Origin of the sequence: Trinickia mobilis, assembly GCF_017315705.1 — a bacterium.
GTDB lineage: Bacteria > Pseudomonadota > Gammaproteobacteria > Burkholderiales > Burkholderiaceae > Trinickia_A > Trinickia_A mobilis.
Map to the genome: position 1 here is coordinate 48703 of NZ_JAFLRF010000009.1, position 24065 is coordinate 72767.

The following is a 24065-nucleotide window of genomic DNA, read 5'->3' on the forward strand; positions in this document are numbered from 1 at the left end:
CCGGCGCGCACTGACGAGACCAAGAGGACGCAGACATGTTCATCGGTATCGACCTCGGCACGTCGGGCGTGAAGGCCGTGCTGCTCGATCGCGACGCTCGCGTGCGCGGCAGCGCGTCGCGTGCGCTGCCGGTCAGCCGGCCGCAGCCGCGCTGGTCCGAGCAGGCGCCCGAAGACTGGTGGATCGCCGCTATGGGGGCGCTCGCCGCTTTGCTCGGCGAGGCCCGCGGGCAAGGCATCGCCGCCACGCAGATCGAGGCGCTTGGCCTGACCGGCCAGATGCACGGAGCGACGCTCCTCGATGCGCAAGGCAGCGTGTTGCGTCCCGCGATTCTCTGGAACGACGGACGTTGCGACATCGAATGCCGCGAGCTCGAAACCGCCGCGCCGCAATTGCACGCGGTGGCCGGCAATCTCGCGATGCCCGGCTTCACCGCGCCGAAGCTGCTGTGGGTCCGCAAGCACGAGCCCGACGTCTTCGCGCGCATCGCTCATGTGTTGTTGCCGAAGGACTATCTGCGCTACCGGCTGACGGGAGGCTTCGCGACCGATCCGTCCGACGCAGCCGGCACGCTTTGGCTCGACGTCGCCAAGCGCGACTACAGCGACACGCTGCTCGCGGCGTGCGGCTTGTCACGCGAGCAAATGCCGGCCGTCTTCGAAGGCAATTGCGTGACCGGCACGCTCAAGCCCGAACTCGCGCACGAATGGGGGCTGCGCGAGATTCCGGTCGTCGCGGGCGGCGGCGACAACGCGGCGGGCGCGGTCGGCGTCGGCATCGTGCGGCCGAAGCAGGCCATGCTGTCGCTAGGCACGTCGGGCGTCTACTTCGCGGTCTCGGACGGCTTTCTCGCGAATCCGGCGTCCGCCGTGCACAGCTTCTGCCATGCGTTGCCAGACACGTGGCATCTGATGTCGGTGATGCTCAACGCCGCGGGCTGCATCGACTTCACCGCCCAACTCACCGGGTACGCGGACGTCGCCGCGCTCCTCGCCGATGCCGAAGCCCACGCCGCGCGTACGCGCCGCCCGTGGTTCCTGCCGTATCTATCAGGCGAGCGCACGCCGCACAACAACGTGAACGCGAAGAGCGTCTTCCACGGCCTCGCACCCGATACGATCCGCCCCGATCTCGCGAACGGCACGCTCGAAGGCGTCGGCTTCGCGCTTGCCGACGGCATGGACGCGCTTCATGCGGCCGGCCTCGTGCCCGACGACATCTCGCTGATCGGCGGCGGCTCTCGCAGCGCGTACTGGACGCAGATGCTCGCCGACATCTTCGGCCGGCCGCTGACGCTGCGCGCCGGCGGCGAAGTCGGTCCGGCGCTGGGCGCGGCACGGCTTGCGCATCTCGCGCTCGAACCGGCGGCCTCACTCGACGCGATCTGCCCGACGCCCGAGATCGTCGCCGTGCGCGAGCCCGATCGCGCGCGCCATGCGTGGTATCGCGACGAGCGGCGCCCGACGTTTCGCGCGCTGTATCGCGCGCTCGAACCCGTGTTCGCCGCGAACGCGTAGACGCGGCAATCCGCCTGAAGACAGACCGCCGTTTTCAGCGCATTTCGATTTTTCCCGACCAGCCGGGCAAGTAGCGCGCATCCTGGTCGTGCGCGCATGCGAGCGCATCTTTCAGCGCCTTGGCGAAATCTTTCTTGATGAGCTTCACTGCAATTCTCGGGCGCAGGAAATCGGCCCAGAGGAATTCGCTGAACGGTGTCGCATCTTTCGCAAAGCCGCCCGCGCGGCGCAGCTCGCCCGCGAGACTGCGATAGGGGTCGTCGGTCAAGGCGGTGAGCACGTCGGGCAGATTCTCGTAGTCGTGGCGCGCGCCGTCCGGGCCGAACGGATGCACCCACTGGTTGTGCTCCATCATCCGCCAGAAAATCACCGGGTCGAGCCACGACAAGTCCCGCAGCACCATCACCTTCACCTCTTTGACGCCCTCTTCGATCAGCGCCAGGCCGAGATGGTGATGGTCGACCACGAAGTAGTTCTTTTGCGGACCCAGCACGGCAGGGAACCAGTGCGTCGCGATCGCATTCGCGCGGCCCTTCTTGTCGAGCGTCTTCCAATGATCGCGTTTCGCTGTGACCTCGTGGTAGCCGACGGTCATCTGCGTAGGCCGCAGGCTTTCGAGCTCGACCGAGATCAAGTGAATGTCTGAGTTCGGAACGGTCATCGTTGCACCTGTCGTTTATGGTTCGACGGATCGCGAAGCGCCGCGGCGCCCCTTGCGTCCGCTCAACGGTTGTTGCCCGGCTTTTGCACGGCGCCCGCCGAGCCCTTGCCGCGCAGCAGCTTCCAAAGCGCGCCGATCAGGATCGGGACGATCGCCGCGCCGATCCCGACCAGCACGATTACGTTCAGATATTGGCGAATGAACGGAATGTTGCCGAAGAAATAGCCCAACAGGACGAGCAGCAGCACCCATAGAAGCGCGCCCGTGATGTTGAAGAGTTGAAAGCGCGCAAAGCGCATCGACGACACCCCGGCGACGAACGGCGCGAAGGTCCGCACGACCGGAATGAAGCGCGCGAGCACGAGCGTCTTGCCGCCGTGCTTTTCATAGAAGTCGTGGGTCTTCTGCAGCGCGGCCCGGTCGAGGAAGCGTTCGAGCACCGGAACGCGCGTATTGAATACCTTCGGACCGATCGCCGTGCCGATCGCGTAGTTCAGGCTGTTGCCGGTGACCGACGCCGCCAGCAGCAGCAGGATCAGAAGCCCCAGGTTCATCTCGCCGGCCGCGCAGAACGCGCCGCCGATGAAGAGCAGCGAGTCGCCCGGCAGGAACGGCAGGACCACGAGCCCGGTTTCGCAGAAAACGATCAAGAACAGCACCGCATACACCCACGCGCCGTATTGATGAATGAAGACGCCGAGAAACGTGTCGATGTGCAAGACAAGCTCGGCAAACTGCAGCAACGTGTTCAAATGCGTCCCTTTCGAAAGTTGCGTTGGTGTGACGTCCCCCAAGGGGACTTCCTCCGGGGCGTCGACTTCGCGCCGCGCGACCCGCAAATCACGTGCACCGGACGGCGCCAGCTAACTGACCGCGCCATGATACCGAAAGTGCCCTTCGGATTTCTCGAAAATGGCGGGCGCCAGGCCCCGCAGCAGCGAATCGCTATAATTTCGCAATGTCCGAGTTCTCCGATCAGCCAGCCGGTGCCCCGAAGGAAGTCCCCTTGGGGGGCGCCCCGAAGGAAGTCCCCTTGGGGGGCGCCCCGAAGGAAATCCCCTTGGGGGACGCCGCGCCGAACCCACTCCACACGCCGCCTCGCCAGCCGGCCCCCTCCCCACGCCCATTGCGCTCGATTCAGCCGTTGCCCGACCAGTTGATCAGCCAGATCGCGGCCGGCGAGGTCGTCGAGCGGCCGGCGTCGGTCGTCAAGGAACTGCTCGAAAACGCGCTCGATGCGGGCGCCAAGACGCTGCGCATCGTGCTCGACGAGGGCGGCGTCAAGCGCATCTCGATTGCCGACGACGGCTGCGGCATTCCCGAAGCCGAACTGCCGCTCGCGCTGCTGCGGCACGCGACCAGCAAGATCCGCTCGCTTGCCGAGCTCGAAGCGGTCGCGACGCTTGGGTTTCGCGGCGAGGCGCTGGCGTCGATTGCGTCGGTGGCGGAGATGTACATCACGAGCCGCACTGCCGACGCCCCGCACGCCACGCGCATAGACGCGCAAACCGGCGCGCTGACTCCGGCCGCCGGCACGACCGGCACGACGATCGAAGTGCGCGAGCTGTACTTCAACACGCCCGCGCGCCGCAAATTCCTGAAGAGCGAGCAGACCGAGCTCGGCCATTGTCTCGAGATGATCCGGCGCTCGGCGCTTGCGCGGCCCGAGGTCGCGATCTCGGTGCTGCACAACGGGCGCGCGGTCGAGCACTGGAACGCGAGCGATCCCGCGGCGCGCGTCGCGAAGATTCTCGGCGAGACGTTCGCCACCGCGCATCTGCCGCTCGAAGAAGCAGCGGGGCCGCTCGCGGTCTACGGCTGCGCCGGGCTGCCGACGGCGAGCCGCGGCCGCGGCGATCAGCAGTATTTCTTCGTCAACGGCCGCTTCGTGCGCGACAAGCTGCTCACCCACGCCGTGCGCGCCGCCTACGAGGACGTGCTGCACGGCGAGCGCTTTCCGTCCTATGTGCTGTTTCTCGATCTGCCGCCGGAAGCGGTCGACGTGAACGTGCATCCGTCGAAGATCGAAGTCCGCTTTCGCGATTCGCGCTCGATTCACCAGTTCGTGTTCCATGCCGTGCAACGCGCGCTGGCGCGGCACGCGGGCGCGTCGCCGGAAACGACGGCGGGCGGCCACGCCGCGCATATCGCGCCGATGACGCCGGCGGCGTTCGGGCCGGCGCCGCTGGGCGCAGCGTCGAACGCAGGACCGGCACTCGGCGCCGGCAACCTCGCAGGTCGAGGCGTCGATCCCGGCAGCACCTGGCTGCGGCAGGCGCGCATGACGCAAGGCACGCTGCCCGTCGCGCAGCCGCTCGCGCTGTACGACGCGCTCTTCGGCCGCAAGGACGTGGGCGCGGGCACCGCGCAAGGCACGACGACGGCTCACGAAGCGCGCGATACCGCAGCGGAACCCGCCGTGCCGGTACCCGCCGCTTTCGGAGACGGCGCAACCGCCGCTGCGGCGGCAGGTTTGCCCTATCCCGGCGCCCCGTCGTTCGCCCCCGGCGACGACCACCCGCTCGGCTTCGCGCTAGGCCAGATCCACGGCATCTACGTGCTCGCGCAGAACGCGCGCGGCCTCGTGATCGTCGACATGCACGCGGCGCACGAGCGCATCCTCTACGAGCAGTTCAAGAACGCGCTCGCCGACCGCTCGATCGCGGTCCAGCCGCTCCTGATTCCGGTATCGATGCAGGCCGATGCCGTCGAGATCGGCGTGGTCGAAGAAGAGCGCGCGACGCTAGACGCGCTCGGCTTCGATCTCGCCGTGCTGTCGCCGACCACGCTCGCGATCCGCGCGGTGCCCGCGCTGCTGAAAGACGCCGACCTGCAAGCGCTCGCGCGCGCCGTGCTCGCCGACCTGCACGCCTACGGCGGCTCACGCGTGTTGACCGAGCGCCAGCACGAGCTGCTCGGCACGCTCGCCTGCCACCATGCGGTGCGCGCGAACCGGCGCCTGACGCTCGACGAGATGAACGCGCTCCTGCGCCAGATGGAGGCGACCGAACGCGCGGACCAATGCAACCACGGGCGTCCGACCTGGTACCAGTTGACGCTGCCGGACCTCGACCGCCTCTTCATGCGCGGTCAGTAGTGGCGAATAGCGAAGCGGATCACGTGAATTCGACGTCATCGAGCGCGCGTCCGATCGCCTGCCTGCTCGGGCCGACGGCCTCCGGCAAGACCGCCGCCGCGCTCGCATTCGCCGCGCGGCGGCCGGTGGAAATCGTGAGCGTCGATTCGGCGCTCGTTTACCGCGAGATGGACATCGGCACCGCGAAACCGACGCTCGCCGAACGCGCGGCCGCCCCCCATCATCTGATCGACATCATCGATCCCGCCGCCAGCTACTCCGCCGCCGATTTCCGCACCGACGCGCTGCGGCTCGCCGCCGAGATCCTCGAACGCGGCAACGAACCGCTCCTGGTCGGCGGCACGATGCTCTACTACAAGGCCCTCACGCAAGGCTTGAACGACCTGCCGCCCGCGAATGCCGGCGTGCGCGCCGAACTCGACGCCGACGCCGTGCGCGACGGCTGGCCCGCGCTGCACGCGCGCCTCGCGCGAGTCGATCCGGCGACGGCCGCGCGCCTTGCGCCGAACGATTCGCAGCGCATCCAGCGCGCGCTCGAAGTGTTCATGCTCACGGGCGTGCCCATGTCGGCGCTGCTCGCGTCGCCCGCGCGCGAAGCGGAAGTCCCTTACCGCTTCGTGCCGATCGCGCTCGAACCGTGCGAGCGCAGCGTGCTGCACGAACGCATCGCGCAACGCTTCGACGCGATGCTGGAAGCCGGCTTCGTCGACGAAGTGAAACGCCTGCGCGCGCGCGGGGACTTGCATTTGGGCTTGCCGTCGATGCGCTGCGTCGGCTACCGGCAAGCGTGGGAGTACCTCGACGGCGCGACCGACTACGCGACGATGCGCGACAAAGGCGTGTTCGCGACGCGCCAGCTCTGCAAGCGGCAGCTGACGTGGCTGCGCGCGATGCCGGAGCGGATCGTCGTCGATTGCTGCGCGGAGGACGCGACGGCGCAAGCGGTCAACGCAATCGAGCAAGTGCTGCAAGCTGCTGACTAGTCGAAAAGGACTCCGCAGCGCCCGTCACCGCGCGCATCGATATCACACCACCACCGTCTGCGCCTCGCCCTCGCGGCTGGCACGCACGGAGCCGATCTTCCAAACCTGCTCGCCGGCAGCCGTCAGTTGGCGCACCGCTTCGTCGGCATCCGCCGCCGAAACGATCACCGCCATGCCGATCCCGCAGTTGAACACGCGATGCATTTCCGCGTCGGCAACGCCGCCGTGCTCTTGCAGCCACGAGAAAAGCGGCGGCAGCGGCCACCCGTTCTTGTCGAGCTCGGCGGTGAGGCCTTCGCGCAGCACGCGCGGAATGTTCTCGACGAGGCCGCCGCCCGTGATATGTGCCATGCCCTTGACCGTCAGATTCTGCATCAGCGCGAGCAGCGGCTTCACATAGATGCGCGTGGGCGCCATCAGCGCGTCGGCGAGCGGGCGGCCGTGGAAATCGGCCGACAGGTCCGGGTTCGCGCGCTCGATGATCTTGCGCACGAGCGAAAAACCGTTCGAATGAATGCCGCTCGACGCGAGCCCGAGCACCACGTCGCCCGCGGCGATCGTGCTGCCGTCGATGATCGTGCTCTTTTCGACCGCGCCGACTGCGAAGCCCGCGAGATCGTACTCGCCGTCCGGGTACATGCCCGGCATTTCAGCGGTCTCGCCGCCGATCAGCGCACAGCCCGCCAGCTCGCAGCCTTGAGCGATGCCCTTCACGACGGTGGCCGCCGTGCCGACGTCGAGCTTGCCGCACGCGAAGTAGTCGAGGAAGAAGAGCGGCTCGGCGCCTTGCACGAGGATGTCGTTGACGCTCATTGCGACGAGATCCTGGCCGACCGTATCGTGTTTGTTCAGGTGAAACGCGAGCTTGAGCTTGGTGCCCACGCCGTCGGTGCCCGCCACGAGCACCGGCTCGCGATATTTCTTGGGCACTTCGAACAGCGCGCCGAACCCGCCGATGCCGCCGAGCACGCCGTCGCGCAGGGTTTTCTTGGCAAAAGGCTTGATCGCGTCGACGAGCGCGTCGCCCGCATCGATGTCCACGCCCGCGTCGCGATACGACAGGCCTTGGGATTCGCGATCGGGGGCGGATTTCGGTTGATTCATTGGGGGAAGAGCGAGAAGGTCGGTAAAATGCGATTTTACCCGATGTCGATCCAGGGTAAGCGCTTCAGCGCTTACCCTGGCCCCATACATACACCGTAGCCGGCCAGTTGGCTGGGATTCTCCCGATCGAGAAACTGCGGGCCGTCCCAGATTTTCAGGAAGCGCGTTTCGACCGGGTCGCGTTTCGACCGGGTCGCGTTTCGACCACACAGGGAACACCACTTGTCGCAGACCTCTCCCCTACTCACGCCGTACCAGCGCCAGGCCTTCTTCTGGTTCGCCGTCGCGCTCGGGCTCGGCATTCTGCTGTGGGTGCTGAGCCCCGTCCTCACCCCATTCCTGCTCGGCGCGATTCTCGCCTACATGCTGCAGCCCGGCGTCGACTGGCTGGTGCGCCACCGCGTGCCGCGCAGCCTCGCGGCGCTGCTCATGATGCTCGTCTTCGCGTGCATGATCACGGTGCTCGTGCTGCTCGTGCTCGCCGTGATCCAGAAGGAAGGCCCGCAGCTCAAGCAGCAGATACCCGTGTTCGTCTCCAGGCTGAACGTCTGGCTGCAGCCGAAGCTCGCGCTCCTCGGCCTGTCCGATTCGCTCGATTTCGCGAGCATCCGCGACATGCTCACAAGCCAGCTCGAAGGCAGCGCGCAAACGGTCGCGCTCACCGCATGGAAGTCGATCCGCACGAGCGGCAACGTGATGATCACCTTGGTGGGCAATGTCGTGATGGTGCCGCTCGTGCTGTTTTACCTGCTGTACGACTGGCACAGCATGATCGCGCGCCTCGAGAGCTTCATTCCGCGCCGCTGGCTCGAAAAAACGCTGCAGCTAGCGAAGGAAATGGACCAGGTGCTGTCGCAATACCTGCGCGGCCAATTGCTCGTGATGGGCGTGCTCGCGGCGTTCTACGCGATCGCGCTGACGATCGCGGGCTTCGAGATCGCGCTGCCCGTCGGCGTGTTCACCGGGCTTGCCGTGTTCATCCCGTACGTCGGCTACGCGACCGGCCTCGCGCTCGCGCTCGTCGCCGCGCTGCTGCAGTTCGGCGACTGGTACGGCTTCGGTGCGGTCGCGGTCGTGTACGGCGTCGGCCAGATCCTCGAAGGATTCTTTCTGACGCCGCGGCTCGTCGGCGAGCGCATCGGCCTGCATCCGCTCGCGGTGATCTTCGCGTTGCTCGCGTTCGGCCAGCTGTTCGGCTTTTTCGGCGTGTTGATGGCGCTGCCGGTCAGCGCGATCATCTCGACCGCACTGCGCGAATTGAAGCGCGGCTATCTGGCGAGCACGCTCTACAAGAACTGATTCGTTTTTATTGTGACCGCCCAACGTCAACTGACGCTCGATCTCGGCACCCCGCCGCCGTCGACTTTCGACAACTTCTTCGCCGGTGCGAACGCCGAACTGGTGACGCGCCTGCGTGAACTCGACGGCGCGCTCGCCGCCGGGCCGCTCGCAGACCGCACGTTCTACATCTGGGGCGACGCCGGCTGTGGACGCAGCCACCTGCTGCAGGCGCTCGTGCACGAGGCTGCCCCGGGCCAGGCGCGCTTTCTGAGCCCGCAAAGCGCACTCGCCGCCTTTTCGTTCGACCCGCGCGTCTCGCTCTATGCGGTCGACGACTGCGACCGGCTCTCGGGCGCGCAGCAAATCGCGCTCTTCAATCTCTTCAACGAGGTGCGCGCGCATCCGACGAGCGCGCTCGTCGCCACCGGCAACGCCGCGCCGATCGCACTCTCCGTGCGCGAGGACTTGCGCACGCGCCTCGGCTGGGGCCTCGTGTTCCACCTGGCGCCGCTGCCCGACGAAGGCAAGGCCGCCGTGCTGAAGCACGCGGCGAAGGAACGCGGCATCGCGCTCGCCGACGACGTCCCCGCCTACCTCCTCACCCACTTCCGGCGCGACATGCCGAGCCTGATGTCGCTGCTCGACGCGCTCGACCGTTTCTCGCTCGAACAAAAGCGCGCGGTCACGCTGCCGCTGCTGCGCGCGATGCTGGCGTCTCCAGAAGCGGCAGGCAGCGCCAACGCCGCCGCACCCGAACCCGGCGAGGCTGCCGCCCGGTTCAAATGATCCGCTTTAAGTAAAATGCGCCCTCATGACGAATCTCGCCCTTTTCGACCTAGATCACACGCTCATCCCCACTGACAGCGACCACGAATGGGGCCGCTTCATGGTGAAGCTCGGCATCGTCGATGCCGAGAGCTTCGCGCGTGAGAACGACAAATTCTTCGCCGACTACAAGGCCGGCAAACTCGACATCCAGGCGTACCTCACGGCGATGCTCACGCCGCTCGCGAAATACTCGCGCGCGCAGCTTGCGCAATGGCACGAGCAGTTCATGCACGAAGTCATCAAGCCCGCGCTGATCCCGGCGGCAGTCGAACTCGTGCGCGGGCACCAGGACGACGGCGACCTCTGCTGCATCGTCACTGCGACCAACGAATTCATCACTCGGCCGATCGCCGCCGCGTTCGGCGTGAACGCGCTGATCGCCTGCGAAGTGGAAACGGTCGACGGCCAGCCGCACTCGGCGTTCACAGGCCGCGGCACGGGCACGCCGAGCTACCGCGAAGGCAAGATCGTGCGCACCGAGGCATGGCTCGCCTCGCTCGGCAAGACGTGGCGCGATTTCGAGCGCAGCTATTTCTACAGCGATTCGCGCAACGACATCCCCCTGCTCGAAAAAGTCACCGACCCGATCGCGACCAATCCCGACGCCACACTGCGCGCCCATGCTCAAGCGAAGGGCTGGCGCATCCTCGATCTCTTTGAACCGTCGTGATCAAGAAACTCATCCGCAAGCTGTTCGGACAAGAACCGGCGGCAAAGAGCGAGACGGACGGCGGACCGTTCGACGCCGCAGCCAGCCGCGATGACGCGTCCGAAACGCGCACCGAAGAGGTCGCGAAACAACGCCGCAAGACGACGAAGAGCGCCGCCAAGACCGCCCGCGCCGGCGCACGCGATCCCGGCGCGCCCGTCATCCTGTCGGCCGACATTCACGGCATCGATCCCGAGCTGATCTCGCGCAACGCGGTGCGCGTCACCGATACGCTGCAGCAGGCGGGACACCGGGCGTTCATCGTCGGCGGCGCGGTGCGCGACCTCCTGCTGGGCGTCGCGCCGAAGGACTTCGACGTCGCCACGGACGCCACGCCCGACGAAGTGCAGCGCCTCTTTCGCCGCGCGCGCCTGATCGGCCGGCGCTTTACGATCGTGCACGTGCAGTTCGGGCAGGAGATCATCGAAGTGTCGACGTTTCGCGCGCTCGTCGACGCCCCGGAGGAAGCCCCCCTGGGGGGTCCGCCGCCCGCAGACGCCCGGAAGGAAGGCCCGGGGGGTACGCCTCCTCCCAAGCGCCTGAAACGCGACGAGCTGGACCGCCGCACGCACGCCGTCGACGCGAGCGGCCGCGTGCTGCGCGACAACGTCTGGGGCGAGCAGCACGAAGACGCCACGCGCCGCGACTTCACGATCAACGCGATGTACTACGACCCGGCGACGCAGACCGTGCTCGACTACCACAACGGCCTCGCCGATGTGCGTGCCCGCGTGCTGCGCATGATCGGCGACCCGGCCACGCGTTATCGCGAAGACCCGGTGCGGATGCTGCGCGTCGTGCGCTTCGCCGCGAAGCTCGGCTTCGAGATCGAAGACGCGACGCGCGCGCCGGTCAAGAAGCTCGCCGATCTCATCAACAACGTGCCCGCCGCGCGCCTCTTCGACGAGATGCTGAAGCTGCTGCTCTCGGGGCACGCGCTCGCGTGCCTGAAGCAGCTGCGCAAGGAAGGGCTGCACCACGGGCTCCTGCCGCTGCTCGACGTCGTGCTCGAACAGCCGCACGGCGAGAAATTCATCACGCTCGCACTGAACAACACCGACGAACGCGTGCGTGCTGGCAAACCCGTATCGCCGGGCTTCCTCTTCGCGACACTCCTGTGGCACGACATGCAGCAGCGCTGGCAGCAATACGAGGCCAACGGCGAATACGCGGTGCCCGCGCTGCATCGCGCGATGGACGACGTGCTCGACATGCAGACCGAAAAGCTCGCGATCCACAAGCGCTTCTCGGCCGACATGCGCGAGATCTGGGGCTTGCAGTTGCGCCTCGAGAAACGCTCGGGCCGCAGCGCGCTGAAGCTGCTGGAACACCAAAGATTTAGAGCGGGGTATGATTTCCTCCTGTTGCGTTGCGAATCCGGCGAGCTGGACTCGTCGATCGGGCAATGGTGGACAGAATTCATCGACGCAGACGCTGCCACGCGTGAAGCATTGCTATCGCAAGGCGGCAGGGACCGGGCACCCAAAAAACGACGGCGGCGCAGCAGTGGCGCCGGAAGCCGCAAGACGGGCGAACGGATGGAGGGGGGCGAATCCCCCACGGGGACTTCCCCCGGGGCGAAGGCAGGCAGGTCGGCCGATGGCAGGCAGTCGAACGACGTGGGCCGCGGCGGCGCACACGAAGACTGAGACGGCCGCCGCACGCGCTGCCAGACGACGCTGTCGGACGAATTTCGCAGGAAGTTATGCCATGACGGTTGCTTATCTCGGCCTCGGCGCGAATCTCGGGGACGCGCGCCAGACCCTGAAAGACGCGGTGGTGTGCCTGGCGCAACAGCACGCCATCACGGTGCTCGGAAAGTCGAGCCTCTATCGCTCTGCCCCGATCGACGCGGGCGGCGATGACTATTTCAACCTCGCCGTGAAGCTCGAAACGACGCTTGGCGCGCACCATCTGCTCGCGCTGTGTCACAAGATCGAGCAGCACTTCGGCCGGGAGCGCCCCTTTCGCAACGCGCCCCGCACGCTCGACATCGACATCCTGCTTTTCGGCAGCGAGTGCATCGACGAGCCCGAGCTGATCGTGCCGCACCCGCGCCTCACCGAACGCGCATTCGCACTGGTGCCGCTCGTCGAAATCGAGCCGGCGCTCGAAATTCCGCGGCTCGGCCGGGCGGATGCGTTTCTTCCGGCCGTCGAGGTCCAGCGCATCGAGAGGGTGAAGTCGCCCTGCCAGTGCCTGCTCGAAGCGCTCCGCGGCGGCAACGACACCTCCGCCAGACCTGCCAGGGGCGATGGCTGCAAATGACGACCAACCCGCTCACCGTCACCGCGCCGCATTTGCGTCCGCCGTATCCGTACATCGCAATCGAAGGGCCGATCGGCGTCGGCAAGACGTCGCTCGCGCGCATCTTCAGCGAACGCTGGTCGATGCGGCCGCTGTTCGAACGCCCGGACGACAATCCGTTCCTCGAACGCTTCTATCGCGACTCCGCCCGCTACGCGCTCGCGACGCAATTGCAGTTCGCGCTGCAACGTGCGCAGGAGGCGCGCGAAGTGATCGCGGCACGCGCGGCCGGCGCCTCACTCATCGCGGACTTCATCGCGCAGAAGAACGACATTTTCGCGCGCCTCACGCTGCCCGACGACGAGTTTCAGCTCTATCGCGCGCTCGCCGCGCATATCGATACCGTCGCGGCGCCGCAGCCGGATCTCGTCGTGTACCTGCAGGCCAGCCCCGAAGTGCTGTTCGCGCGCATCCAGAAGCGCGCGCGGCCGCCGGAACTGCAGATCTCGGACGCCTACCTGCGCGCGCTCTGCGACGCGTACAACGAGTTCTTCTATCACTACGACGGCGCCCCCGTGCTGACCGTCAGCGCCGAACATCTGAATCCGCTCGAATCGGCGGACGATCTTGCGCTCTTGGTCGAACGCATCGAGACGATGCGCGGGCGCAAGGAATTCTTCGTCAAAGGCACGTCGCTGTGATCAGCGGCGCCGCCCTCCTCTTTTTTCACCAACGGAACTTCCCATGACTTATTTGCAGGAAGCGAGCCGGCAGGCCGTTACGGTGCCGAAACTGCAAACCATGCGTGACGCCGGCGAAAAGATCGCAATGCTCACCTGCTATGACGCGAGCTTCGCGTCGCTGCTCGACCGCGCGGGCGTCGACGTGCTGCTGATCGGGGATTCGCTCGGCAACGTGCTGCAAGGCCAGACGACGACCCTGCCCGTCACGCTCGACGACATTGCGTATCACACCGCGTGCGTCGCGCGGGCGCAGCCGGGCGCGCTTATCGTCGCGGACATGCCGTTCGGTACCTACGGCACGCCCGCCGAGGCGTTCGCGAGCGCGGCGAAGCTGATGCGCGCCGGCGCGCAGATGGTCAAGCTCGAAGGCGGCGAATGGCTCGCCGATACGGTGCGCTTTCTGGTGGAGCGCTCGGTGCCGGTGTGTGCGCACGCCGGCCTCACGCCGCAATCGGTGCATGCGTTCGGCGGCTTCAAGGTGCAGGGCAAGACGGAAGCCGGCGCGAACCAGCTCATCCGCGATTCGCTCGCCATGCAGCACGCCGGCGCGCAGTTGCTCGTCCTCGAAGCGGTCCCGGCGCTCGTCGCCGCCGAGGTGACGAAGCAATTGCACATTCCGACGATCGGCATCGGTGCGGGTGTCGATTGCTCGGGACAAGTGCTGGTTCTGCACGACATGCTCGGCATCTTCCCGGGCAAGCGGCCGCGTTTCGTCAAGGATTTCATGCAAGGACAGCCGAGCATCTTTGCCGCGGTCGAGGCCTATGTGCGCGAAGTGAAGGACGGCTCGTTCCCCGGGCCGGAGCATACGTTCTGAGTCTGGATGCGGGCGGGACTGGAGGGTCCCGCCCGCACCGACAGCCCGGGCCCAGTGCCGGCACGAAAGCGCAAGCGTCCGGAGCGACGGAAGAGCAGCCTTCAAGCAACGTTTTCAGACGGAATACTTATCGACAGATACCCGCTGATCAACACCACTTCAGACTAATTCTTAGTTTTTTCAGATTTTTCTGATCGCTTATCGCAGCTCGGTCGACTATCTTGGTCCGTCCACCTGCGGCAACGCCGCCTAACTTTGGACAGACCACCATGAGCCCCTTTTGCCTGATCGACGTGGCGCAACTTCGCAAAGACGCCACCGCACCGAACCCAAACCGTTTTCGCGCGCTGTGCGTCCGTTTTGCCGGCTGGATGCTGCGCCTTCACGCCAAGCGCCTGGCATGACGGCAGGCCGGGCGCAGCCGCGCCACGGCTCGTTTCCCGCAGCTAACCCCGTGTGACCCGCGCGGGCAACGCGCCACGCAACGCATTGCAGACCATCAACGCCTCGGCATTCAGCAGGTCCGCCAGAACGAGCACGCGCTCGGCCGCTTGAAAGCTCGCATCGTCGAGCAGAACTCGGCGCATCACACCAGGCAGCACACCCGACGATAGCGGCGGCGTCCACCAGCGCCCGTCCAGCTTCACGAAGACATTCGACCGGCCGCCTTCGGTCAGCTCGCCATGCTCGTTGAAAAACAGCATGTCGAAGCCGCCGTGCGCCTCCGCTTCACGCCAGCCGCGGTCGTATTCGGCGCGGCGCGTGGTCTTGTGCGTGAGCAGCGGATCGGCGGCTTGCGTCGGCGCGAAGCCGTGATCGGGCGCGAGCATCACGCCGACTACGTCGCTCGCAAGCGGAGTAAGCGGCGCCGCGACGATCTCGACGTGCCCCGTCTTCGACAGCGCGACGCGACACCTGTGTTCGACTCCGGCGGGCCACTCCGCGCAACGTTCGGCAAGCCGAGCGCGCACTCCGGCTTCGTCAAACGCAAAGCCGAGTTGCCGGGCGCTCGCGCCAAGCCGCGCCAGATGCAAATCCAGGTAACGCACGCCCGCCTCGCGCGCTGCATGCATCGTTTCGAACAACTGAAGACCGGGATCGGCTCCCGTCAGGAATCGTGCTTTCAAGCGACACTCCGCATATTCATCGGCCGCGACGCTGTCGAGCACGATGCCGCCGCCGACGCCCATCCTCCCGCGACGCTGCCCCGACGCCGAAGGGGGGCTGAGCTCCAGCGTCCGAATCGCCACCGACAGACAAAAGTCGCCGCAAACCGGCGCTTCGTTCAAGACCTCTGTCTGCGGCGGCGCGTCCAGCCATCCGATCGCGCCCGTGTAAAGACCGCGAGGCGACGTCTCGATCTCGTCGATCAATTGCATGGTCCGATACTTCGGCGCGCCGGTAATCGAGCCGCACGGAAAGAGCGCACGCAGCACGTCGGCAAACGTGACGCCGGCGCGCATCGTGGCCTCGACGGTCGACGTCATCTGCCAAACCGACGGATAGGGCTCGATCGAAAACAGTGCCGGCACGACGACCGACCCGGTCGTTGCGATACGCGAGAGGTCGTTGCGCAGCAAGTCGACGATCATCACGTTCTCGGCGCGGTTCTTCGGGTCGTTTGCCAGGAACGCGGCAGCGCGCGCATCGTCCGCGGGGTCCGCGGCGCGTGCCGTCGTCCCCTTCATGGGCCGCGCGCGCAAGCGCGCGCCCGCCTTCTCGACGAATAGCTCCGGCGAGCACGACACCACCCACGCACCGCCCGGCAGCGCGACGAGCGCGCCGTATCGCACCGGCTGACGCAGGCGCAGCCGCCGATACAGCGCAAGCGGCGAGCCGAACACATCGAAGCCGAGCCGATAGGTGTAGTTGATCTGGTACGACTCGCCGTCGCGCAGCGCGTCGTGGACAGCGGCAATCGCTGCGTTGAACTCATCCTCGGTCACGCTCTCGGTGACATTCAGCACGCCCGCCACGGACGGCTCCTGCGTACCGCCGTCGAGACCGGCGAGCCAGGCGTCGGTCTCGTCGCGCGACAGCTTTTCACAGCGCGAGAACATTAAAAAACGCAGCGAGGCGGAGCCTAGCTGCGTTCTTTGCGACCCGAGGAAGCCTTTGTCGTTCGACAGGGACAGATTTCGCCCAAATTCATAGTCGGCGAGCACGACAGCGTGGAGACCGCGGCGCGCATCGCCGGCAGCAGCGGCGCAGGCTTCGTCGAGCCGCGCACCGTCGCTGCACGCATGCTCGCGCACGAAGCCCGTGTACAAACGACTCGACCGCACAGCGGCGGTCGAGTCGCAATCGTCGAGCAGCGCGAACATTGCGGTGCCCGCACTCACGTCATCAGCCGTCATCTACACCACCAGCCTCATGCGCCGAGCGTCCTGCCCCACCCTATCGATCAATCGAAGAAGCTCTTCACGCGGTCGAACCAGCTCTTGCTTTGCGGGCTGTGACGCGGACCGCCTTCGACGAGCGACTTCTCGAATTGCTTGAGCAGATCTCGCTGCTGTTCGGTCAGCTTCACCGGAGTCTCCACCTGCACGTGCACGTAGAGATCGCCCGCGATGCTCGAACGCAGCCCCTTGATGCCCTTCGCGCGCAGACGGAACGTCTTGCCCGACTGCGTGCCCTCCGGCACCGAGAAGCTTGCGCGGCCCGCCAGCGTCGGCACCTCGATCTCGCCGCCGAGCGCCGCCGTGGTGAACGGAATCGGCATCTGGCAATGGAGGTCGTCGCCGTCGCGCTCGAACACCGAGTGCGGCTTGATGTGAATTTCTACGTACAAGTCGCCCGACGGCCCGCCGTTGATGCCTGGCTCGCCGTTGCCAGCCGAGCGGATGCGCATGCCGTCGTCGATGCCCGCCGGGATCTTCACTTCGAGCGTCTTCGTTTCCTTCACCTTGCCCGCACCGTGGCAATGCGCGCACGGTTCAGGGATGTAGGAGCCGCTGCCGTGGCACTTCGGACAGGTCTGCTGGATGCTGAAGAAGCCTTGCGACATCCGGACTGCGCCGGAGCCGTGACAGGTCGGACAAGTCTCGGGCTTCGTACCCGGCTTGGCGCCGGAGCCGTGGCAGACATCGCACGACACCCAGCTCGGCACGCGGATCTGCGTGTCGTAGCCATGCGCGGCCTGCTCGAGCGTGATCTCCATGCTGTAGCGCAAGTCCGCGCCGCGGTACACCTGCGGGCCGCCGCGTCCGCCGCGCGCGGCGCCGCCCGCTGCCTGGCCGAAGATATCGCCGAAGATATCGCCGAACGCATCGGCAAAACCGCCGAAGCCCTGTGCGCCCGCCGCCCCCATGTTCGGATCGACGCCCGCATGACCGTATTGGTCGTACGCCGTGCGCTTTTGCGAGTCCGACAGCATTTCATAGGCTTCCTTCGCCTCTTTGAAATGCTCTTCCGAATCCTTGCTGTCCGGATTGCGGTCGGGGTGGTACTTCATCGCGAGCTTGCGATAAGCCTTCTTGATCTCGTCGTCGCTCGCGTTCTTCGCGACACCCAGAACCTCGTAATAATCCCGTTTCGCCATGTCGGTTCAACGCCGGCCGCACACCTCGCGCGGCCGCTCCTTTCGCATGCTGTGGAGTCTCGCGACTCGTCTGGCAGCCGCTTCGTCACCGGTTTGCCCGGCAAAAAAGCGCCGCCCTCCATAAAACAAATGTGCCCGGAGAACCAAAAAGGTTCGCCAGGCGCGTTCATTGCGGCCGGAAACTCGCTCGAGCGCCGGCCGCCGTTCTGCAGTGACTGATGCCTCAGTCCTTCTTTACTTCCTTGAACTCGGCGTCGACCACGTCGTCGTCCGGCTGGCCCGAAGCCGAAGCACCGCCGCCGTTGGCCGTGCCGGCCGAGGCACTCGCTGCTGCACCCGCCGCGCCTGCTGCCGCGCCTTGAGCAGCCTGCATGTCGGCGTACATCTTCTCGCCGAGCTTCTGCGACGCCGTCGCAACCGCTTCGATCTTGGCTTCGATCGCCGCCTTGTCGCTCGAATTGCTCTTGAGCGTTTCTTCCAGCTCCTTCAGCGCGGCTTCGATTTTTTCCTTGTCCGACGCGTCGATCTTGTCGCCGTACTCGGTCAGCGCCTTCTTCGTGCTGTGGACCAGCGCATCGCCCTGGTTGCGCGCGTCGGCCAGCTCACGCAGCTTGTGATCTTCTTCCGCGTTCGCCTCGGCATCCTTCACCATCTTTTCGATCTCGGCCTCGGACAAGCCCGAGTTCGCCTTGATGGTGATGCGGTTTTCCTTGCCGGTCGCCTTGTCCTTCGCGCCGACGTGCAGAATGCCGTTCGCGTCGATGTCGAAGGTCACTTCGATCTGCGGCACCCCGCGCGGTGCGGGCGGAATACCTTCGAGGTTGAACTCGCCAAGCAGCTTGTTGCCCGCTGCCATCTCGCGTTCGCCCTGGAACACCTTGATCGTCACGGCCGATTGGTTGTCGTCCGCCGTCGAATACACCTGCGAGTGCTTCGTCGGAATCGTCGTGTTCTTGTTGATCATCTTCGTCATCACGCCGCCGAGCGTTTCGATGCCGAGCGACAGCGGGGTCACGTCGAGCAGCAACACGTCCTTGCGGTCGCCCGACAGAACCTGGCCTTGAATCGCGGCGCCCACTGCCACGGCTTCGTCCGGGTTCACGTCGCGGCGCGGTTCCTTGCCGAAGAACTCCTTCACCGTTTCCTGCACCTTCGGCATGCGCGTCATGCCGCCAACCAGGATGACGTCATCGATGTCGCCGACTTTAACGCCCGCATCCTTGATCGCGATGCGGCACGGCTCGACCGTACGGGCGATCAGCTCTTCGACAAGCGCTTCGAGCTTGGCGCGCGTGATCTTGAGGTTCAAGTGCTTCGGACCCGAGGCGTCCGCCGTGATGTACGGCAGGTTGATTTCGGTCTGCTGGCTCGACGACAGTTCGATCTTCGCCTTTTCCGCCGCTTCCTTCAGGCGTTGCAGCGCGAGCACGTCCTTCGAGAGGTCGACGCCCTGCTCTTTCTTGAACTCGCCGATGATGTAATCGATGATGCGCTGGTCGAAATCTTCACCGCCGAGGAACGTGTCGCCGTTCGTCGACAGCACTTCGAATTGCATTTCGCCGTCCACATCCGCGATTTCGATGATCGAGATATCGAACGTGCCGCCGCCCAAGTCGTACACCGCGATCTTGCGGTCGCCCTTTTCGGCCTTGTCGAGACCGAACGCGAGCGCTGCCGCCGTCGGCTCGTTGATGATCCGCTTCACTTCGAGACCGGCAATGCGGCCCGCGTCTTTGGTGGCCTGGCGCTGGCTGTCGTTGAAGTACGCGGGCACCGTGATCACGGCTTCGGTGACCGGCTCGCCGAGGTAATCTTCAGCGGTCTTCTTCATCTTGCGAAGCACTTCCGCCGAGATTTGCGGCGGCGCGAGCTTCTGGTCGTGCGCTTCGATCCAGGCGTCGCCGTTATCTGCCTTGATGATCTTGTAAGGCATCAGGCCGATGTCCTTCTGGACTTCCTTCTCTTCGAAACGGCGGCCGATCAGGCGCTTGACCGCGAACAGCGTGTTTCTCGGGTTGGTCACCGACTGGCGCTTCGCAGGCGCGCCCACGAGGATTTCGTTGTCGTCCATGTAGGCGATGATCGACGGCGTCGTGCGGGCGCCTTCCGAGTTTTCGATCACCTTGACCTGATTGCCTTCCATCAGCGCCACGCACGAATTCGTGGTGCCGAGGTCGATGCCGATGATTCTGCCCATTTTTCCTAATCTCCTAACTTTTGATCGCTTTGGGGCGGGCCTTGTCCGGTAAGGTCTCGGCAGGGACCGCCACGCTAAATTCAAACCTGCACTCAAAGTGAGTGCACCCGCTTCGTTTTCAAGACCCTCAACACGATGCGGTCTTTAATTTTTTTCAATCGCCGACGCCAAGGGCGCGGATCGCGGCCGGCTGCGAGAGCATCGCTTTCTTCGCGATTTCGCAGTTGAGGCAGTCCGCACAATGGGGACGAGATGCGCGAGCGCCGCTTACTTGGGCTGCGCGACGGTCACGAGCGCCGGACGCAGGACGCGGTCGGCAATCACGTAACCCTTTTGCAGCACGGCGACGACGGTGTTCGGCTCCTGCTCTGCCGGCACCATCGAGATGGCCTGGTGACGATGCGGGTCGAACTTCTCGCCGACCGGATTCACGACGGCGATGCGGCCCTTTTCCATGGCGCTCGTCAGCTGGCGCAGCGTGAGCTCGACGCCTTCGCGGATCTTCGCCAGATCGCCCGTCGAATCGGCGAGCGCGGCCTCGAGACTGTCCATCACCGGGAGCAGGCGCTCCGCAAAGCTCTCGATCGCGAACTTGTGAGCCTTCTGCACTTCCTCGTGCGCACGGCGGCGCACGTTTTCGGTTTCCGCCTTGGCGCGCAGGAAGCTTTCCTGCAATTCGGCAATCTTGGCCTGAGCCTCCGCCAGCGCGGCCTCCGGACTGACCTGCGGCGCGGCCTGCTCGGCGGCGGTTTCAGGCGTCACGTTCTCGGCTGCCTCGCGAGCGGCCTCGTCGGCCGTCGTGGAGTTCTGGGTCGATGGATTGTCTTGCGTGTTTTCCATGTCGCTGAAAAGTCGTCTAAAAAAGTGAATCCGAGGCGCGACGGTGCGGGATCTGCCAGGCACCGTTTCGCCGCCATTGAGCGTTGTAAAGACGCAACATGATCATTGCGTGTCGCGGGTGCAAATGAGGGCTCAGAGGACGATTTCAAGGGCTTCCCAGCAAGTTTCTGCACCCGCGGCGGGCGCCCGAAATAGGCCGTTACATTGATTACCGGTTCGCTATCACATCCACGTTGAGCGCTATTCGGGTTTGCCCTAAACTTCGTTCCAGGATCAAGAAAAAGGCAGGTCAACCGTAGCCCGCCAGAAGCCGCTAAACCGCTGAATCTCCCGTTTCCGAATCGCTTTCCCAGGGGGAGTACCGTGAAACTGACCTTTGCAATAGCGGTGGTCGCGCTGGTACTCATCGCGGGGACCACCACCATCTGTATGTCCGGGGCCGTCAACGACAACACGACCGAATATGGCAGCGTGCACGCCACGTTCGAACAGTTGTTCAACCCCCACCTGAAAGTTTGTCGATGATGCGGCGGTCGCGCTTGGTCGGCCTGCCGTGCAACGCGGCCGCCGGCTCACGAAACGTCTTGCGCCGCTCGAGTTCGGCCGCGCGCTTTTCCTGGCTGTCCGCCGTCTCCGCATAAAGCGTCTGCGCGACGCTCGCCGGTCCGCGCACTTCGCAGATTCCCAACACCTGAACCTGCCACACGATCCATTCAATGTCGATTTCGACGAGATCGCCCACCCGCACGTCTTTTGCCGGCTTGACGGGCGCGCCGCCGATGCGGACGCGCCCCTTTTCGACGGCGTCCGCCGCGAGCGAGCGCGTCTTGAAAAAGCGCGCGGCCCAGAGCCACTTGTCGATGCGCAATCGTGCGCCCGGTTCGGTCGAAATCTTGTAGTTCATAAGATTCATCTGGACGCTATCGCGTCGGAAACAAGCCGGTGCGGCCATCCGTGCCGGCAAGAATAGGTCGATCGGCGCGGACGGCCTGCCCGTCCCGCCGTTGTTCGCCGCAGCCCGTTACATCACCGCGCTCAACGGCGACGCCGCGTAGACCGGCCACCCCTGCAGGTTCTGCGCGACGATCTCGCCAAGGGCGGCGATCCACGCCGGCGATGCATTCAGGCACGGAATCCGGTGGAATTCCTTTCCGCCAGCATGAAGGAATTCGTCACGCACTTCGAGGCCGATCTCTTCGATGGTCTCGAGGCAATCGGCGGTAAACCCCGGACAAAAGACGTCCGCCCGCCGCACGCCCGCGGCACCCAATTCGTTGAGCGTCGGCGCCGTGTATGGCTGCAGCCATTCGGCGCGGCCGAAACGCGACTGGAACGTCACCCGGCACGCCACCGGCGTCAGTTCAAGCTCGGCCATCAGCAGCGCGGCGGTCTGCTGGCACTGGTCGTGGTATGGGTCGCCGAGATCCAGCGTGCGCTTCGGCACGCCGTGAAAGCTCAGAACCAGCTTATCGCCGGCCGAGAAATTCGGGCGGCCGTGCGCGGCCCAATACTGGCGCACCTGCTCGGCAAGCGCGCGGACATACGCCCGATGATCGGCGTAGTGGCGCACCGTGCGAATTTCCGGCTGGTTGCGCATGCGCTTTAACGCGGCGAAAGCGTCGTCGAAGGCGGTCGCCGTCGTGGACGACGAGTACTGCGGGTACATCGGCATCAAGAGCACGCGTTCGGCGCCCGCGAGCTTAAGCTGGTTGAGCATGGCGGGAATACTGGGGGTGCCGTAGCGCATCGCGTATTCGACGATCACGTGATACTCGTTCACGTTCAGCAACTGGCGCAGCGCTTCGACCTGCTTTTCGGTATAAACCCGCAGCGGCGAGCCCTCCGGCATCCAGACAGCCGCATATTTCTTCGCGGACGCGCGCCCGCGAAGCGGCAGAATCGCCAGACGCAGAATGACTTGCCAGGCGAGCGCCGGGATCTCAACGACGCGCGGGTCGGACAGAAACTGCGCGAGATATCGGCGCACCGCGGACGGCGTGGGCGCATCGGGCGTGCCGAGATTGATCAGCAGCACGGCGACACGGTGCGACGTGGCAGGCTGCGATGGCAGCTCGAGGTCAAAACGCATAGGCAAGCAGCAAAAGCGCGCTCGAACCCGCTTGGGGCAAGCGGCAAAGCATCGGTTCAGATCCGGATCATTATAGCGGCGCGGTTTGACGCGCATACCCCGCCGTTCGGCCGATTGGCAGCGCGCATCGGCGCGCGGACACTACTGCTGGCTGAGCGCCATCGAAAGCAGGCGCGCGGTGATGTCGACGATCGGAATCACGCGGTTATAAGCCATGCGCGTGGGCCCGATCACGCCGAGCGTGCCGACGATCTTGCCGTTCACTTCATACGGCGCCGTCACGACGCTCATCTGCTCGATCGGCACGAGATTCGATTCGCCGCCGATGAAAATCTGCACGCCTTGCGCGTGGCTCGACACGTCGAGCAACTGAAGGAGGCTCGTCTTTTGATCGAAAACATCGAAAAGCTTGCGCAGCCGCGCCATGTCGGACGACAAGTCCGCCACTTCGAGCAGGTTGCGCTCGCCCGAAATCAGCACCGTCTCGCCGGTGTCCGTTTCATCCGTGCTCGCGGTGACGGCCGCGTGCATGAGCGTTGTCATGTCGCCGCGCAGTTGATCGATCTCCTCGCGCAGACGCCGGCGCACTTCGTCGAACGAGAGGCCCGCGAAATGGGCGTTGATGTAGTTGGAGGCTTCCGTGAGCTGCGACGGCGAATAGTCGCGCTGCGTCGCCATGATGCGGTTCTGGACGTCGCCTTCGGGCGTCACGATGATGAGCAGGATGCGCTTGTCCGACAGACGCATGAACTCGATCTGTTTGAACACGTGGCTGCGCCGCGGCGTCAACACGACGCCCGCGAACTGCGACAGGTTCGACAGCACGCTCGCCGCAGCGGCCACCACTTTCTGCGGCTCGCCCGCCTGCAGCGTGGTCTTGACCGTCTGGGTGACCGCGTCCTCCTCGGCCTTCGACTCGACGGTCAACATCGTGTCGACGAACAGCCGGTAGCCACGCGGCGTCGGAATCCGGCCCGCCGAGGTGTGCGGGCTGATCACGAGACCCAGCTCCTCGAGATCGGACATCACGTTGCGGATCGTTGCCGGGCTCAGCTCGAGCCCGGAATAGCGCGACAACGTGCGCGAGCCGACCGGCTGACCTTCGGCGATGTATCGCTCGATCAGCGTCTTGAGGAGGGTTTGTGCGCGTGGATCTAACATGACGCAAAATTCTAGCTTAACGGCGGCTGCCCCGCGAACGCGCAGCAATGACGCGGCCAAGCGGAATCCGGGCCGCGGCTCCGCACTGGCGGGCCGCCGGGCCAACCGGCCAACCGGTCAGCGGCCCGCGATACGCGCCCCCGCCCCGCTCGACGCTCCCGCGCCGGCAGAACGCGGATGCCTGAAATGTCATCAGGGCGCCACCATTCTAGCGACAAATCGATGCCGGCCGCATACACGAAACGTAAAG

General features: G+C 65.5%; 22 protein-coding genes. 12 read left to right on the forward strand and 10 right to left on the reverse strand.

Features of this window, described 5'->3' with window-relative positions; genetic code table 11:
• Positions 1 to 35 precede the first annotated feature (35 nt).
• Positions 36 to 1517 carry a xylulokinase gene (xylB, locus tag J3489_RS14490; protein WP_206999104.1) on the forward strand — a complete coding sequence of 494 codons (1482 nt, stop codon included), beginning with the start codon at positions 36 to 38 and terminating at the stop codon, positions 1515 to 1517.
• A 34-nt stretch (positions 1518 to 1551) separates the two neighbouring features.
• Here xylB and J3489_RS14495 read toward each other — a convergent pair whose 3' ends face one another.
• Both J3489_RS14495 and J3489_RS14500 read right to left on the reverse strand, forming a co-directional pair.
• Positions 1552 to 2178, reverse strand: a complete 627-nt coding sequence (locus tag J3489_RS14495) for a ParB-like protein (RefSeq protein WP_206999105.1) — start codon at positions 2176 to 2178, stop codon at positions 1552 to 1554.
• Between the two features lie 62 nt (positions 2179 to 2240).
• Complete coding sequence (locus J3489_RS14500) at positions 2241 to 2930, reverse strand: VTT domain-containing protein (protein ID WP_206999106.1); 690 nt, start codon at positions 2928 to 2930, stop codon at positions 2241 to 2243.
• Between the two features lie 206 nt (positions 2931 to 3136).
• Between J3489_RS14500 and mutL the strand changes: the two genes are divergently transcribed.
• Together mutL and miaA are read left to right on the forward strand one after the other, a co-directional pair.
• Entirely contained in the window at positions 3137 to 5275 is a 2139-nt protein-coding gene (mutL, locus tag J3489_RS14505; protein ID WP_206999107.1) for a DNA mismatch repair endonuclease MutL, read from the forward strand.
• A 23-nt stretch (positions 5276 to 5298) separates the two neighbouring features.
• Positions 5299 to 6258: a tRNA (adenosine(37)-N6)-dimethylallyltransferase MiaA gene (miaA, locus tag J3489_RS14510; protein ID WP_309491371.1), complete on the forward strand. Its 960-nt coding sequence runs from the start codon at positions 5299 to 5301 to the stop codon at positions 6256 to 6258.
• Between the two features lie 42 nt (positions 6259 to 6300).
• Here the strand turns inward: miaA and purM are convergent, their stop codons facing one another.
• On the reverse strand, positions 6301 to 7362 hold the full coding sequence (purM, locus tag J3489_RS14515) for a phosphoribosylformylglycinamidine cyclo-ligase (protein ID WP_206999110.1): 1062 nt from the start codon (positions 7360 to 7362) through the stop codon (positions 6301 to 6303).
• 222 nt (positions 7363 to 7584) lie between these two features.
• On the opposite strand from purM, the gene J3489_RS14520 reads away from it, so the two are divergent.
• From J3489_RS14520 to J3489_RS38335, 8 genes are all read left to right on the forward strand, one after another.
• Positions 7585 to 8661 carry an AI-2E family transporter gene (locus J3489_RS14520; protein WP_206999111.1) on the forward strand — a complete coding sequence of 359 codons (1077 nt, stop codon included), beginning with the start codon at positions 7585 to 7587 and terminating at the stop codon, positions 8659 to 8661.
• Between the two features lie 12 nt (positions 8662 to 8673).
• Entirely contained in the window at positions 8674 to 9429 is a 756-nt protein-coding gene (hda, locus tag J3489_RS14525; RefSeq protein ID WP_206999112.1) for a DnaA regulatory inactivator Hda, read from the forward strand.
• Positions 9430 to 9454: 25 nt separating this feature from the next.
• Positions 9455 to 10141: a histidinol-phosphatase gene (locus J3489_RS14530; RefSeq protein ID WP_206999113.1), complete on the forward strand. Its 687-nt coding sequence runs from the start codon at positions 9455 to 9457 to the stop codon at positions 10139 to 10141.
• The gene (gene pcnB / locus J3489_RS14535; protein ID WP_206999114.1) at positions 10138 to 11829 is read left to right on the forward strand and encodes a polynucleotide adenylyltransferase PcnB; all 1692 of its coding nucleotides are present in this window, start codon (positions 10138 to 10140) and stop codon (positions 11827 to 11829) included. The genes J3489_RS14530 and pcnB overlap by 4 nt, the downstream gene beginning before the upstream one ends.
• A gap of 61 nt (positions 11830 to 11890) precedes the next feature.
• Positions 11891 to 12448, forward strand: a complete 558-nt coding sequence (gene folK / locus J3489_RS14540) for a 2-amino-4-hydroxy-6-hydroxymethyldihydropteridine diphosphokinase (RefSeq protein ID WP_206999115.1) — start codon at positions 11891 to 11893, stop codon at positions 12446 to 12448.
• On the forward strand, positions 12445 to 13128 hold the full coding sequence (locus tag J3489_RS14545) for a deoxynucleoside kinase (protein ID WP_206999116.1): 684 nt from the start codon (positions 12445 to 12447) through the stop codon (positions 13126 to 13128). The genes folK and J3489_RS14545 overlap by 4 nt, the downstream gene beginning before the upstream one ends.
• Before the next feature lie 43 nt (positions 13129 to 13171).
• Positions 13172 to 13987, forward strand: coding sequence for a 3-methyl-2-oxobutanoate hydroxymethyltransferase (gene panB / locus J3489_RS14550; protein ID WP_206999118.1), 816 nt, complete (start codon positions 13172 to 13174; stop codon positions 13985 to 13987).
• Between the two features lie 269 nt (positions 13988 to 14256).
• On the forward strand, positions 14257 to 14391 hold the full coding sequence (locus J3489_RS38335; RefSeq protein WP_255555072.1) for a hypothetical protein: 135 nt from the start codon (positions 14257 to 14259) through the stop codon (positions 14389 to 14391).
• Positions 14392 to 14433: 42 nt separating this feature from the next.
• Here the strand turns inward: J3489_RS38335 and pabB are convergent, their stop codons facing one another.
• From pabB to grpE, 4 genes are all read right to left on the reverse strand, one after another.
• A complete protein-coding gene (gene pabB, locus J3489_RS14555) occupies positions 14434 to 16344 on the reverse strand; it encodes an aminodeoxychorismate synthase component I (RefSeq protein ID WP_206999119.1) in 1911 nt (636 codons plus the stop codon).
• A 47-nt stretch (positions 16345 to 16391) separates the two neighbouring features.
• Positions 16392 to 17528, reverse strand: coding sequence for a molecular chaperone DnaJ (gene dnaJ, locus J3489_RS14560; protein ID WP_206999120.1), 1137 nt, complete (start codon positions 17526 to 17528; stop codon positions 16392 to 16394).
• Between the two features lie 223 nt (positions 17529 to 17751).
• Positions 17752 to 19725, reverse strand: coding sequence for a molecular chaperone DnaK (gene dnaK / locus J3489_RS14565; RefSeq protein ID WP_206999121.1), 1974 nt, complete (start codon positions 19723 to 19725; stop codon positions 17752 to 17754).
• 267 nt (positions 19726 to 19992) lie between these two features.
• Complete coding sequence (gene grpE, locus J3489_RS14575; protein WP_206999122.1) at positions 19993 to 20565, reverse strand: nucleotide exchange factor GrpE; 573 nt, start codon at positions 20563 to 20565, stop codon at positions 19993 to 19995.
• Between the two features lie 363 nt (positions 20566 to 20928).
• On the opposite strand from grpE, the gene J3489_RS14580 reads away from it, so the two are divergent.
• Positions 20929 to 21090: a hypothetical protein gene (locus J3489_RS14580; RefSeq protein ID WP_169708582.1), complete on the forward strand. Its 162-nt coding sequence runs from the start codon at positions 20929 to 20931 to the stop codon at positions 21088 to 21090.
• Here the strand turns inward: J3489_RS14580 and J3489_RS14585 are convergent.
• The 3 genes from J3489_RS14585 to hrcA form a co-directional block, all read right to left on the reverse strand.
• Complete coding sequence (locus tag J3489_RS14585; RefSeq protein WP_206999123.1) at positions 21062 to 21469, reverse strand: RNA-binding S4 domain-containing protein; 408 nt, start codon at positions 21467 to 21469, stop codon at positions 21062 to 21064. The genes J3489_RS14580 and J3489_RS14585 overlap by 29 nt on opposite strands.
• A 117-nt stretch (positions 21470 to 21586) precedes the next feature.
• Positions 21587 to 22654 carry a ferrochelatase gene (gene hemH / locus J3489_RS14590; protein WP_206999124.1) on the reverse strand — a complete coding sequence of 356 codons (1068 nt, stop codon included), beginning with the start codon at positions 22652 to 22654 and terminating at the stop codon, positions 21587 to 21589.
• Between the two features lie 141 nt (positions 22655 to 22795).
• Positions 22796 to 23815, reverse strand: a complete 1020-nt coding sequence (gene hrcA / locus J3489_RS14595) for a heat-inducible transcriptional repressor HrcA (protein ID WP_206999125.1) — start codon at positions 23813 to 23815, stop codon at positions 22796 to 22798.
• Between the last annotated feature and the right edge of the window lie 250 nt (positions 23816 to 24065).